This is a genomic window from Ferrovibrio terrae (genome assembly GCF_943371255.1).
Taxonomy (GTDB): domain Bacteria; phylum Pseudomonadota; class Alphaproteobacteria; order Ferrovibrionales; family Ferrovibrionaceae; genus Ferrovibrio; species Ferrovibrio terrae_B.
Genome location: NZ_CALRUC010000006.1, coordinates 1 through 13,562 on the forward strand (window position 1 = coordinate 1; position 13,562 = coordinate 13,562).

Sequence of the window (13,562 nt, forward strand, 5' to 3'; positions counted from 1 at the left end):
GGGAAGGCCACGGTGATGCGCGTGCCGCTGCCCACCGCGCTGTCGATGCTGAGGCTGCCCTGGTGGGCGCGCACGAAGGCCTGCACCAGCGATAGACCGAGGCCGACGCCGCCATATTTGCGGCTGAGCTGGCTGTCGGCCTGCTCGAAGGGATCGAAGATGCGTGCCTGGTCCTCGGGTGCGATGCCGATGCCGGAATCACGCACACTGATCAGTATCTCGTTGCTCTCCGCATCGTGTCGCGCCAGGGCTTCCACCGGGATGCCTGATGGCGAGAATTTCAGCGCATTGCCGATCAGGTTGATCAGGATCTGCCGCACCAGTCGCGCATCTGCGTGCAAGGGCGGCAGATCCTCTGGGACAGTGACGCTGACGGCTTCGGCATTGCGGCCGTAATGCGAGGCCGCCAGGCGGGCGCAGATCGGCAGTTCTTCGTCCAGCATCACCGGCTGCTCATGCAGCACGATCTGGTTCGCCTCGATGCGGGCCAGATCGAGAATGTCGTCGATCACCGACAGCAGATGGCGGGCGCTGCCGTTGATGTCGCGTAGGTATTCATCGTATTTCACCCAGTCGGGGCCGAACATCTTCTGCTGCACGATATCGGAAAAGCCGATGATGGCATTCAGCGGCGTGCGCAATTCGTGGCTCATATTGGCCAGGAAGATCGATTTGGCCTGGCTGGCGCGCAGCGCCGCGTCGCGCGCCTGGCTCACCTCGCGGAACAGTTCCTCCAGCCGGTCATTGGTCTGCTGCAGCTTGGCGCTGGCGGCCTGCTGCTCGGTGATGTCGATGACGATCAGGGCGCGGTCGCCCTGTGGCGTGGTGCGGCGCCCGACCTGCACCCAGCGGCCGCCCGGCAGCTGCAGCACGCCGCCGGCAATCTCGCTGGTCAGTAGGGCATCGGGCAGGCCGGCGCGGCGCAGCAGCACATTGAGATCGGTACCGCGCACGAACAGCCCTTCATCGAGACCCAGCAGGGCCGGCAGGCGGCGGTTCCACAATTGCAGCCGGTTCTCCGCATCGAGGAAGGCAAAGGCCTCGGTGCTTTCGGCGATATCCAGCAACTCGCCCTGGGCCGCACGGATGCGGGCATACAGCGCGGTGTTTTCCTCATGCAGGCGGCGGTTGCGGCGGATCACGCCGTTGACGATGCGGTTGGTCAGGATCATCGCGCCGGTATACAGCGCCGACATCACGGCCATGGCCAGGCCGACCACGCCGCCCTGCCACAGGAAGAAGGTGACGAAGGGCACCGCGATCAGCAGCATGTAGGTGAGTGCTGCAGTCGGCACCACGGCCAGCGTGGCGGCCGAGCCGGCGATCATGCCGGCCGCCACCATGATCACCAGCATCTGATGCGCCGGGTCGAGATGGGGCAGGAACAGCGCCGCCGCGCCCCAGGCCGCGCCCGAGAAGGCGGCGCCCCACACATCGGCCAGGCGCATGCGGGCCGAACGGTGTTCGTTGCGCGCCTGCGCGCGGCTGTGGCTGACCCAGCGATACAGCATGTAGCTCAGGCCTGCGGCATGCAGCAGCCACCAGCTCATCAGCCAGTTGAGCGGTATCTGCCCGACCAGCAGCAGGGCAATGGCGGTGACGTTGGTCAGCGTCACGCCGGCATTGATCGGCACCACCTGGCGGAAGCTGTTCAGCGCATAATTGCGGCGCTGCGGCGCGGTGGGCGCGGCTTCGGTGGGTCGTGGAGCGGTTTCGATCGTCTCGGACATGGTCGGACCGGCTTCACTCAAGCGGAAACCGGCCGGCGCCGCAACCACCCTGATGCATTATGTGCCGGCTGTTCGCCCTTACCAGCCGTTGACGCGGTCCCATTCGGCTACGATCGCGCCGCCCGCTTGCGCCGGGTCGATCACGAAATAGCGATCATACATCGCCCCGGTCATGCAGGAGTGATTGGGCAGCACCCGCAGCCGGCTGCCCGGCGGATAGCTGGCGAAATCCACCGGCGCCGCCTTCGGCCCGCCCACCAGCCCGTGCTCCTGGTGCACGTCATGGATGTTCAGGCCCGGCAGCGGCAGGGCCTCGTCCGGGCGGCAGACCCGGCCATAGCCGGTCCCCGGCACATTCTTGTTGGCGCCGGTATCCTTCGACAGCGCCAGGCCGCCGGCATCGATCAGCAGGTGGTTGCGGCCCGGATGATGGGCCACCACGGTGGCCAGCACCGACACCGCGATATCCTCCATGGCACAGGTGCCCAGCCCGGCCTGGAACAGGTCGAAGAACACGAAATTGCCCGGCCGCATCTCGGTAACGCCGTCCAGGTGTTTGGCAAACAGTGCCGTGGGTGTCGAGCCCACCGAAACGATCGGGCAGGCAAAGCCGGCTTCGCGCAGCCGGGTTGCCGCGGTCACCACCGCGAGGCGTTCCTCCTCGGCGGTGGCCTCGATCTGCGCGATGTTTTTCGCATCATAGGAATGCCCCGCATGGGTCAGCACGCCGGCCAGGCTGCTGCCCGGCTGCGACAGGGCTGTCGCCAGCGGCAGCAGCAGCGCGGAGTCCGGCGGGATGCCGGCGCGGCCCAGGCCGGAGTCGATCTTGATCATGGTGCTGAAGGTGATGCCCAGCGCCCGGCCTTTTTCCGCAATCGCCTGCGCCACCGCCGGATGATCGGTGATGATCTTCAGGTCGACGCCGCCTTTCATGATGGCGGCGACCTGTTCCAGCTTCTGCGGCGCAATCGGTACGGCATAGGTGATGTCGCGGAAGCCGGCTTTGGCGAAATATTCGGCCTCGGCCAGGGTCGAGACGGTCATGGCGCCGGCCTTGCCGACCGCCAGTTCGGCCACCATCGCCGATTTCGCCGTCTTCAGATGCGGGCGCAGCTTCACATTCAGGCTCTGCGCGCGCGCCTGCATGCGGGCGATGTTTTTTAACAGCCGGCTGCGGTCGAGGATCAGCGACGGGGTGGGCAGGTCGTTCAGGGTCTTGTTCATGACTCTTCCGATATTACGTGCGGGGCGCCAGCACAAGCTGCGTCTGCGTCACGATGGCGGCGAGTTTGCCATCGGCGCGGCTGATCCGGGTTTGCCACACCATGGTGGTCTTGCCGCGATGCAGCGGCGTGCATTCGGCCAGGGCGGTTTCGCCGGCCGGAATCGCGGCAAAGAAATTGGTCTTGCTCTCGATCGTGGTGGTGGAGAACCCTTCGGCCAGATTGGCCACGGTGGCCACCGCGCCGATGGTGTCGGCAAAGGCCATCACCGCGCCGCCATGCAGGATCGCCGGCACGGTGCACAGCGCCGCCGTCACCGGCAGTTCCGCTGTCACCTTCTCAGGGCTCACCGACAGGATCTTCAGGCCCATCAGCTCGGCAAAGGGCAGGGCGGGCAGATCAGGCATGGCGGTCTCCTCCAGTTTGTCCGGTTTTCCCGACCCTAGCCGGTCCGGCCCTGTCCATGGGAGGCGCCATGCGGCGCGGTCATGAAAAATTATGGCGGAATCCGGGCACCCCCTCCTTGACGGAGGGGTGGCGGCTGCTTAAGTGTTTGGCGCTCTCCCGTGGGGAGTGCTAACAATTCGGGGGTTGCGCGACTAAGTCGCTGATTTTCCTGAATATTCCGAATTTAGATGCGACAGATACCTTAGGAGGATCGCATGAAGTTTCGTCCGCTGCATGATCGCGTGGTGGTGAAGCGTGTTGCTGAAGAAGAGCGCACGGCTGGCGGCATCATCATTCCCGACAGCGCCAAGGAAAAGCCGATGCAGGGTGAAGTCGTCGCCGTTGGCGCCGGCGCCCGCGACGAGGCCGGCAAGGTTCAGCCGCTCGACGTCAAGGCTGGCGACCGCGTGCTGTTCGGCAAGTGGTCGGGCACCGAGGTGAAGCTCGATGGTGAGGAGCTCCTGATCATGAAGGAGTCCGACATCATGGGCATCATCGAAGGCACCCCCGCCAAGAAGTCCAAGGCTGCTTAATCAGCGCCTGATCCGTAAGACTCATCCAAGGAGATACAGCTATGGCTGCTAAAGATGTCCGTTTTGGCGCCGATGCGCGCGGCAAGATGCTGCGCGGTGTCGACATTCTCGCCGATGCCGTCAAGGTCACCCTGGGCCCGAAGGGCCGTAACGTCGTGCTCGACAAGTCGTTCGGCGCCCCGCGCATCACCAAGGACGGTGTGACGGTCGCGAAGGAAATCGAGCTGGCCGACAAGTTCGAGAACATGGGCGCCCAGATGGTGCGCGAAGTGGCCTCGAAGGCGAATGACCAGGCCGGCGACGGCACCACCACCGCCACCGTGCTGGCCCAGGCCATTGTCCGCGAAGGCGGCAAGGCCGTTGCCGCCGGCATGAACCCGATGGATCTGAAGCGCGGCATCGACCTCGCGGTCGAGAAGATCGTCGAAGATCTGAAGAGCCGTTCGAAGAAGATCTCGGGCACCAAGGAAATCGCCCAGGTCGGCACCATCTCGGCCAACGGCGACACCGAAATCGGCAACATGATCGCCAAGGCGATGGAAAAGGTCGGCAACGAGGGCGTCATCACGGTGGAAGAGGCCAAGAGCCTTGAGACCGAGCTGGACGTCGTCGAAGGCATGCAGTTCGACCGCGGCTATCTCTCGCCGTATTTCATCACCAATGCCGAGAAGATGATCTGCGACATGGAAAACCCCTACATTCTTCTCCATGAGAAGAAGCTGTCGGGTCTCCAGGCCATGCTGCCGGTTCTCGAAGCCGTCGTGCAGACCGGCCGTCCGCTGCTGATCGTCGCCGAAGATGTCGAGGGCGAAGCCCTTGCCACGCTGGTGGTGAACAAGCTGCGTGGTGGCCTGAAGGTTGCCGCCGTCAAGGCGCCGGGCTTCGGCGATCGCCGCAAGGCCATGCTGGAAGACATCGCGATCCTGACCGGTGGTCAGCTGATCTCGGAAGATCTCGGCATCAAGCTGGAGAGCGTCACGCTCGCCATGCTCGGCACCGCCAAGAAGGTCACGATCGACAAGGAAAACACCACGATCGTTGCCGGCGCCGGCAAGAACAAGGACATCCAGGGCCGCGTGGCGCAGATCAAGGCGCAGATCGAGGAAACCACCTCGGACTACGACCGTGAGAAGCTGCAGGAGCGTCTGGCCAAGCTGGCTGGTGGCGTTGCCGTGATCAAGGTTGGCGGCGCCAGCGAGATCGAGGTGAAGGAGCGCAAGGATCGCGTTGATGACGCACTGCATGCGACCCGCGCCGCGGTCGAAGAAGGCATCGTCCCGGGCGGCGGCACTGCGCTGCTGTACTCGGTGCGCGCCATCGACAAGGTGAAGGTCGACAATGCCGACCAGAAGCATGGCGTGGAAATCATCCGCCGCGCCCTGCAGGCTCCGGTCCGTCAGATCGCCGAGAATGCCGGCGTTGACGGCGCCGTGGTGGCCGGCAAGCTGCTGGAGTCCAAGGACACCAGCTGGGGCTTCAATGCCCAGACCGAAGAATATACCGACCTGGTGAAGGCCGGCGTCATCGACCCGACCAAGGTCGTGCGCGTCGCGCTGCAGGGCGCCGCTTCGGTGGCCGGCCTGCTGATCACCACCGAAGCCATGGTTGCTGACCGTCCGGAGCCGAAGTCGGCCGGCGGCGGCATGCCGGGCGGCGGCGGCATGGGCGGTATGGGCGGCATGGGCGGCATGGACTTCTAAGTCCAGCCCATCAGTCCAGAGCTTACGGAAAGGCCCGGTGGAAACACCGGGCCTTTTTCGTTTCCTAGCGCTGCAGCGGCACGGTCTTGCCGCCGATGGCATGCCACGCAGCGATGCCGCCGGCCAGCGAGCGGGCATCGAGGCCGCGCTTGCGCATTTCGGCCACCGCATTGCCGCTGACCTGGAAGCCATACATGCAATAGGCGACCAGCGGTTTGTCACGCGGCAGCGCGTCGATCCACTCAGGCAGGGTTTCCGGTGCACGGATCAGCGCGCCCGGCATCATGTCGTGCCGCTTGGCCATGTCGTCGGCCAGGCAGATGTCGAGCACCACCACATCCTTGCCGGTCTGCAGCATCGCCTGCAGATCTTCGGGACTCACACTGTGGCCAGCTGCGGTTGCCGCTGCCGCTTGGCCAATGGCCTGGCGATAGCGCTGTGCCGGGCGTGCCCAGTGGATATTGGCCGTGAAGGCCTCGACATAGCCGGCCGCATTGGCACCGAAATCGAGGTGATAGGCATGCTCGTACATGTCGAGCGCCAGCACGGGCACGCCATCGGCAAGGCTGTGTGCATGATCGCTGGCCCACTGGTTCACCAGCCGCTGCAGGCGCGGCGACCAGCTGAGGATCACCCAACCCGATCCGCCGCCGAGCGCCTTGCCCATGGCGACGAATTCGGCTTTCCACTGCGTCAGGCTGCCGAAGTCGCGGCTGATCGCGGCCGCAAGATCGGCATCGGGCTCGCCGGCCGCTCCGCCCAGCCCGTCGGCACCGCCGAGTGAGTCGAAATACACCTCATGCAGCAGCACGGAATTGGCCGCGATCAGTTCTTCGCGTTTCAGGCCGTTGATCTCGAAACCGGGTGCCGCGTTCCAGTCCAGGCCGGCCAGGCGCTTGGCGATGGCGTTGAGCCGGCGCAGCGCGCCGCCGTAGTTGTTTTCGTAATGGCTGGCCATCAGTTTTTCCGACAGGCCAAGCAGGCGCGGCGGCTTGAAGGGCAGGGCACGGATGCAAAAGGTCATGAGACGCTCCACAGGGAAGGCGGCATGACACGGTATCGCTGGCTTGCAGAGTTGCATCCCATCACAAGCATCCGATCCCGACGCGTCATGCGCCAGTTTAGGACGGAGCTTGGACCACGGCAGCACGGCTGCCATTGTCTTGGGAATGTCGGGAGTCCGTAGTGTCCCGGCGGCGATGGTTATAACCGAGCGTTTGCCGGAAGGGCAAGGGCATTGTGGTGCATCACCACTTTCGGCCTGCGCGGACCTCCTCTAGATTCGGCGCATGACCCAGCGCTACGAAGACATCCTCGCCTTTATCGCCGTGGTGAAGGCCGGCAGTTTCACGGCTGCCGGCGCGCGGCTGGCACTGGCCAAGTCGGTGATCAGCGACCGCGTGCGTAACCTGGAAAACGCGCTCGGCGTCGAGCTGCTGCGACGGACGACGCGCAGCGTGACCCCGACCGAGCGGGGCCAGGAGTTCTTCGACAGCCTGGCGCCGCTGGTGCAGGCGCTGGACGATGCGGTGGATGCCGCCGCCTCGGCCGACGGGCCGCTGACCGGGCGCCTGCGCATGACCGCGCCGATCAGTTTCGGCATGCGCTATCTCACGCCGGTGATCACCGCCTTTGCCCAGGCGCATCCCGAGCTGGAAATCGCGCTCGATTTCGACGACCGCGCCGTCGACATTATAGGCGCCGGCTACGATCTCGCCCTGCGCATCGGCCGCCTCGGCGATTCCAGCCTGATGGCGCGCAAGCTCTGCGACAGTGACCGTGTGGTCTGCTGCAGCCCGGCTTATGCCAGACAGCACGGCCTGCCCAGAACCGTGGACGATCTCAGCCAGCATGCCTGCATCGACTACGCCAATGCCCATGCCAGCCGACTCTGGCGCTTCGAGCCGGTCACGCCCGGCGGCGAGCCGCGCGTGGTCGAGACCCGCAGCCGCATCGTGGTCAACAACGGCGAGGCGATGCGCGACATGGCGATGGCCGGGCTGGGCATCATCGTGCTGCCGCGCTTCATCATTGCCGAGGCGCTCGCCAGCGGCGCGCTGATCGAGGCGCTGCCCGACATCTGCCCGGTGCCCGATGCGATCTATGCCGTCTATCCGCCGGTGCGCCACATGCCGCGTAAATTGCGCGCCATGGTCGATCATCTGGCGGCCGCCTTTGCCGGTACGCCGCCCTGGCTGGCGGCAAAGCCTGCGCAGCCGGCCAAAGCCGCGAAACCGGCGAAACCCCGTCGCGCCTGATTGTCCGGTTCAGCCGGACAGTGGGTCCGGAACATGGTAGCTAATCGCTGTCATCGCTTTTGCGTAGGGTCCTCTCACCGGCGAACGACACGCCGCCACAGATCGAAACCCTGACCCACGCATAAGGATGACGACCATGACCAAGACCTTCACCTACAACCGCCTCGACAAGACCAACGCCGCCGTTCTGCTGGTCGACCACCAGGCCGGCCTGCTCTCGCTGGTGCGCGATATCGATCCCGACAAGTTCCGCAACAACGTGCTGGCGGTCGCCGACCTGGCGAAATATTTCGGCCTGCCCACCATCCTGACCACCAGCTTCGAAGACGGCCCGAACGGCCCGCTGATGCCGGAGCTGAAGGCGCTGTTCCCCGATGCGCCCTATATCGCCCGCCCGGGCAACATCAACGCCTGGGACAACGAGGATTTCGTCAAGGCAGTGAAGGCCACCGGCAAGAAGCAGCTGATCATCGCCGGCGTCGTCACCGAGGTCTGCGTCGCCTTCCCGGCGCTGTCGGCGCTGGAAGAGGAATTCGAGGTCTTCGTGGTGACGGATGCGTCCGGCACCTTCAACGAGATCGCCCAGCAGGCCGCCTGGAACCGCATGAGCCAGGCCGGAGCCCAGCTGATGAACTGGTTCGGCGTCGCCTGCGAGCTGCATCGCGACTGGCGCAATGATGTCGAGGGTCTGGCCAAGCTGTTTGCCGACCATATCCCCGACTACAAGAACCTGATGACGAGTTACTTCGCGCAGACCGCCCGCAAGGCATCGGCGCAGTAAGCGGGGCGTGGCCCGCGGAAAGGCCCGGTCGCCAGTGAGATACTGGCGGCCGGGCCTTTTCTTTTGCATCCGCGTGGATATTAGCGAGGCGCTGTCAATGTTGCGCCGTCCGGTGTAACCAAAAATCAATCGATCCGATTGGCGAGACCGGTCCAGATTATAGAAATGAAATTTGCTGTCGGGGGCGGTCTGACAAGAATGCGGCATGTCACTTCCGATCACTCCCGAGGTCATCATGTCCCGCCCGTCACCCACCACCCATGAACGCACTTTCTCCGAAAACGAACTGATCGTCAGCAAGACCGATCTCAAAGGCCGCCTGACCTACGTCAACGATGTTTTCTGCCGCGTCGGCCTCTACACGGAGGGCGAACTGCTCGGCCAGCCGCACAGCATCGTGCGGCATCCGCACATGCCGCGTGCCGTCTTCCATATGCTGTGGCAGCGCATCCAGAACGGCGAGGAAATCTTCGCCTTTGTGAAGAACATGGCCAAGAACGGCGACTACTACTGGGTGCTCGCCCATGTCACGCCGAGCCGGGACCAGCAGGGCCGCATCGACGGCTATCATTCCAACCGGCGCGTGCCGCAACGCGAGTCGCTGAACCGCATCGAGCCGATCTACCGGCGCCTGCTCGAGGAAGAGAACCGCCATCCGGACCGCAAGCAGGGCATGCATGCGGCCGCCGCGCTGCTGCAGGCCACTCTGGACGAGGCCGAGCAGAGCTACGACGAATTCGTCTTCAGCCTCGCCGCCTGAAAGACAAGGACGCCGATCATGTTTACCTCCCGTCACAAGAAAGCCCTGCAGCAAATCGAAGCCATCTGCGCCCGGGCGGCGCAGGGCGACCTGTCCGGCCGTATCCTGCATATGCAGCAGTATGGCGATCTGGCGCCGGCACTGGTCAGCTTCAACCGTATGCTCGACCTGATGGACGCCTATATCCGCGAATCGAGTGCCAGCCTGGCCTATGCCTCGCAGGGGAAATATTTCCGCCGCTTCCTGCCGGCCGGCATGGTGGGTCAGTTCCGCCAGGGCGCCGACATCATCAACAATGCCCGCGAAATCATGGGCAAGCGGGCGAGCGATACGGCCCGGTTGCAGATTGAAGTCTCGGATCTGGTGACGGCGGCGGCAGAAGGCGATCTTAACCGGCGCGTCGCCCTGGACGGCAAGGAAGGCTTCATGCGCCAGCTGGCCGAGGGCATCAACACGCTGGTCGAGCGCAGCGGCAGCGTCATCGCCAATGTCGCCACCGTGATCGCGGGCCTCGCGCGCGGCGATCTGAACCACCGGGTCGATGGTGATTATGAAGGCGTGTTCGCCGATCTGAAGCAGGATACCAACCGCACCATTGAAACCCTGCGCGACGTGGCCGGCACATTGACCAGCAATGCCTCGGCGGTGCATGACGCATCGCGCGAGATTTCCGAGGCAAGCCGCGATCTCGCGGTTCGTACCGAGAGCCAGGCGGCGACACTGGAGCAGACCGCCGCGGCCATGCATGAAATCACCACGACGGTGAAGCAGAATGCCCAGAATGCCCAGGCTGCCACGCAGCTGGCCGCGACGGCCCGCAGCACGGCGGAAAATGGCCGCACCGTGGTCGCCGACGCGGTCTCCGCGGTCCGGCAGATCGAAACCAGCGCCAGCCGTATTGCCGACATCATGTCGCTGATCGACGAGATCGCCTTCCAGACCAACCTGCTGGCGCTGAATGCCTCGGTCGAGGCGGCCCGTGCCGGTGAAGCCGGTAAGGGCTTTGCCGTGGTGGCGCAGGAAGTGCGTGCCCTGGCGCAGCGTTCGGCCGCCTCCTCCAAGGACATCAAGGCCCTGATCGGCGAATCCAACCAGCAGGTCAAGGCCGGCGCCGAACTGGTCAATCAGGCCGGTGATTCGCTGGCCGAGATTGTCGGTGCGGTGAAAAAAGTCAGCGACATCATCGGCGAGATTGCGACGGCGAGCCAGGAGCAGTCGCGCGGCCTCGACGAGGTCAATATCGCGGTCGGCAATCTGGATGAAATGACCCAGCGGAACGGCGCTCTGGTCGAAGAGACCACGGCCTCGGCCCAGAGCCTGGCCGAACAGGCCGCCCAGCTGAACGAGGTGGTGCAGTTCTTCCAGCTGCAGCAGGACCGGCCAATGCAGCAGAACCGGCCGATGCAGCAGGACCGTCCCCTGAAGCTGGCGGCCTAGATCAACAGGCCCGGGAGCGATCCCGGGCCTTTCCCGTTGGTCGCCCGGCCCTTTCCCCCGGCGATTCCGGCCTACATCATGGTGACCCGTTCCGTCGCCATCGAGGCCCTGCATGACCAAGTCCCTTGTCGTCGCCACCGCCGCCATGCTGGCCGTGCTGGCCGTGCTCGATGCGGTCTGGCTCAGCACGGCCACCAAGCTGCTCTACCGGCCCAAGCTCGGCGCGCTGCTCAACGACCTGCCGGTCTGGCCGGCCGCCGTCGCTTTCTACCTGCTCTATGCCGCCGGGGTGACGCTGTTCGTGCTGCGCCCGGCGCTGAACGAGGGCTGGTCGCCGCTGACGGCCGCGCTGTTCGGCGCCGCCTTCGGCCTCGTCGCCTATGGCACCTATGATCTCACCAACCAGGCCACCATCAGGGACTGGCCGCTGCTCGTCACCGTGATCGACATGGCCTGGGGCGCGCTGCTCACGGCAATGGGCGCCGGCATCGGCACCTGGGCCGGGCAGAAATGGGGCGGCTAGGCGCCGGTGCGCGGCAGCGTGACCGTCACCAGCAGGCCCGAGGGCGTCGCCGCCGAGAGTTCGATCGTGCCGCGATGGGCCAGGATCACATCGCGCGCGATGGTCAGCCCCAGGCCGGTGCCGCCGGTATCGCGGTTGCGCGAGGTTTCCAGCCGGGTGAAGGGCCGGAACGCGGTTTCCACCTGGTCGGCGGGAATACCGGGGCCGTTATCGGCGACGGTGACGATGATGGCGTCTGCGCTGTCGCGCAGACTGACCCGCACGGCATCGCCGAACTTGCAGCCATTGTCGATCAGGTTGGTGAAGGCGCGGCGGATCGCGATGGGCTGACAGGTCAGGCCGGCATGATCGGGACCGTCATAGCTGACGGCGCGGCCGGCATCGGCGGCGGTATCGCACAGGCTGATCAGCATGGCGGCGAGATCGGCGATGCCACGCGGCTCGTCCTTCAGCTGGTTGCTGGCAAAGGTCAGCGTCGCGCTCATCATCGCTTCCATGTCGCTGATGTCGGACAGCACCTGGCGCTTCTGGTCCTGGTCGGGCACATATTCGGCAAACAGCCGCAGGCGGGTCAGCGGCGTGCGCAGATCGTGGCTGATCGCGGCGATCATCTGCAGCCGGTCGTCGACGAAGCGTTTCAGCCGCAGCTGCATGGCGTTGAAGGAGCTGCCGATCGCCTGCAGTTCGGGCGCGTTGAAATTGCCGACCAGGCTGAGTTCACGGTCGCGGCCCAGCTTTTCCGCCGCCGCCGCCAGATCGTCCAGCGGCCTGACGATGCCGCGCGCCACCCACACCGACAGCAGCGCGATCATTGCCACGGCCAGCACCGGCAGCACCACATTGCGGATCATGCGCACGGTTTCCTGGCCGTCGCTTTTCGGCATCACCAGCAGCCAGTCGTCGGGCCCGATGCGGATGCCGATGCGCAGGTCGCTGCTCAGCAGGTTGTCGCGCCGCTCGTCCAGCACATCCATCATCACGATGGGCAGCGGCGGCAGGATGATGACCAGCGTGCGCGGCGAGTATTCCGGGTCGTCCAGATCGTCGGCCATCAGCAGCACATCCTGCGGGCTTAAGCCGAGCGTGGCAGCGATCTGCAGGCGCAGGTCGGCAAAGGCCCCGGTCCGCGAGGTATGGCGGAAGGCCGGCGGCGTGGTCAGCGCTGTGAAATCCAGCCAGCGGCCAGCCGCCAGGGACTGCAGCAGGGCCGGCCGTTCGGCCGCCGGCACTGCCATGCTGCGGTCGCGGGCCTCGCGCAGGGTGGCGAGCAGCCAGTCGCGGTCGAAGAACATGATTTCGGGCGGGCGGATCGCCAGCGGCATCAGCTTGTCGACCGCCTTCATCGCCAGCAGGCCGCCGATGATGACGATGATGATGCGCGGCGCCAGCCGCAGGCGTGACCAGAGCGGAATCCTCACGCGGCATCCTGCAGAAGAGCGACGGAAGCCGTGAAGAAATAGCCCTCGTTGCGGATCGTCTTGATGAAGACCGGGTCCTGCGGGTCGGCCTCGATCTTGCGGCGCAGGCGGCTGATCTGCACGTCGATGCTGCGGTCATAGGCCTGGCTCATGCGGCCATGCGCCAGGTCCAGCAGCTGGTCGCGGGTCAGCACGCGCTGCGGATGTTCCAGGAAGGCCAGCAGCAGGTCGAATTCGCCGCTGGTCAGGTCGGTCAGTGCGCCGGCCGGCGAGGTCAGCGTGCGGCGGCTCGCATTCAGCTGCCAGCCGCCGAATTCATAGACCGTCGCCTTCGCGGGCCGTTCGGCATTGATGCTGGCGGCGCCCAGACGGCGGGTCACCGCACGGATGCGGGCCAGCAGCTCGCGCGGATTGAAGGGCTTCACCACGTAATCGTCGGCGCCGATCTCCAGGCCGATGATGCGGTCGGTATCGCCGGTCATGGCGGTCAGCAGGATGATCGGCACCGCGCTCTGCGCCCGCATGCGGCGGCACAGCGACAGGCCATCCTCGCCCGGCATCATGATATCCAGCACGATCACGTCGATGCGCGCGGCCTCGCAGAGCGCAAACATCTCGCGGCCGTCGCCGGCCTGGCTCACCTTCAGGCCATGGTCGGTCAGGAACCGCGCCAGCATGGCGCGAATGCGATGGTCGTCGTCGACAATCAGAACGTGGGTGGCGACAAGGGCGGTCACGGGGCTCTCCGGCAG

At 65.4% G+C, this 13,562-nt stretch carries 13 protein-coding genes; 7 read left to right on the forward strand and 6 right to left on the reverse strand.

The features are described from left to right. From AAG799_RS02460 to AAG799_RS02470, 3 genes are all read right to left on the reverse strand, one after another. Positions 1–1,730 (reverse strand): HAMP domain-containing sensor histidine kinase (locus tag AAG799_RS02460; RefSeq protein ID WP_341894206.1); only part of this gene is annotated, 1,730 nt, incomplete at its 3' end. Between the two features lie 78 nt (positions 1,731–1,808). Beyond that, the gene (locus AAG799_RS02465) at positions 1,809–2,954 is read right to left on the reverse strand and encodes an alanine racemase (RefSeq protein ID WP_341894207.1); all 1,146 of its coding nucleotides are present in this window, start codon (positions 2,952–2,954) and stop codon (positions 1,809–1,811) included. Between the two features lie 13 nt (positions 2,955–2,967). Next, positions 2,968–3,360 carry a PaaI family thioesterase gene (locus AAG799_RS02470; protein WP_341894208.1) on the reverse strand — a complete coding sequence of 131 codons (393 nt, stop codon included), beginning with the start codon at positions 3,358–3,360 and terminating at the stop codon, positions 2,968–2,970. A 255-nt stretch (positions 3,361–3,615) separates the two neighbouring features. On the opposite strand from AAG799_RS02470, the gene groES reads away from it, so the two are divergent. Next, entirely contained in the window at positions 3,616–3,933 is a 318-nt protein-coding gene (gene groES / locus AAG799_RS02475; RefSeq protein ID WP_341894209.1) for a co-chaperone GroES, read from the forward strand. Between the two features lie 41 nt (positions 3,934–3,974). Next, positions 3,975–5,633: a chaperonin GroEL gene (groL, locus tag AAG799_RS02480; RefSeq protein ID WP_341894210.1), complete on the forward strand. Its 1,659-nt coding sequence runs from the start codon at positions 3,975–3,977 to the stop codon at positions 5,631–5,633. 64 nt (positions 5,634–5,697) lie between these two features. Here the strand turns inward: groL and AAG799_RS02485 are convergent, their stop codons facing one another. Beyond that, positions 5,698–6,657, reverse strand: a complete 960-nt coding sequence (locus AAG799_RS02485) for a Fe-Mn family superoxide dismutase (RefSeq protein WP_341894211.1) — start codon at positions 6,655–6,657, stop codon at positions 5,698–5,700. 265 nt (positions 6,658–6,922) lie between these two features. Between AAG799_RS02485 and AAG799_RS02490 the strand changes: the two genes are divergently transcribed. From AAG799_RS02490 to AAG799_RS02510, 5 genes are all read left to right on the forward strand, one after another. Continuing rightward, positions 6,923–7,891: a LysR family transcriptional regulator gene (locus tag AAG799_RS02490; RefSeq protein WP_341894212.1), complete on the forward strand. Its 969-nt coding sequence runs from the start codon at positions 6,923–6,925 to the stop codon at positions 7,889–7,891. A gap of 136 nt (positions 7,892–8,027) precedes the next feature. Further along, a complete protein-coding gene (gene ycaC, locus AAG799_RS02495; protein WP_341894213.1) occupies positions 8,028–8,672 on the forward strand; it encodes an isochorismate family cysteine hydrolase YcaC in 645 nt (214 codons plus the stop codon). 205 nt (positions 8,673–8,877) lie between these two features. Then, positions 8,878–9,432, forward strand: a complete 555-nt coding sequence (locus tag AAG799_RS02500; protein ID WP_341894214.1) for a PAS domain-containing protein — start codon at positions 8,878–8,880, stop codon at positions 9,430–9,432. Positions 9,433–9,450: 18 nt separating this feature from the next. Beyond that, positions 9,451–10,869 carry a methyl-accepting chemotaxis protein gene (locus AAG799_RS02505; RefSeq protein ID WP_341894215.1) on the forward strand — a complete coding sequence of 473 codons (1,419 nt, stop codon included), beginning with the start codon at positions 9,451–9,453 and terminating at the stop codon, positions 10,867–10,869. 112 nt (positions 10,870–10,981) lie between these two features. Further along, positions 10,982–11,392: a DUF2177 family protein gene (locus AAG799_RS02510; protein WP_341894216.1), complete on the forward strand. Its 411-nt coding sequence runs from the start codon at positions 10,982–10,984 to the stop codon at positions 11,390–11,392. Here AAG799_RS02510 and AAG799_RS02515 read toward each other — a convergent pair. Beyond that, the gene (locus tag AAG799_RS02515; protein ID WP_341894217.1) at positions 11,389–12,810 is read right to left on the reverse strand and encodes an ATP-binding protein; all 1,422 of its coding nucleotides are present in this window, start codon (positions 12,808–12,810) and stop codon (positions 11,389–11,391) included. The genes AAG799_RS02510 and AAG799_RS02515 overlap by 4 nt on opposite strands. Continuing rightward, positions 12,807–13,547: a response regulator gene (locus AAG799_RS02520; RefSeq protein WP_341894218.1), complete on the reverse strand. Its 741-nt coding sequence runs from the start codon at positions 13,545–13,547 to the stop codon at positions 12,807–12,809. Before AAG799_RS02520 ends, AAG799_RS02515 begins: the two co-directional genes overlap by 4 nt. Between the last annotated feature and the right edge of the window lie 15 nt (positions 13,548–13,562).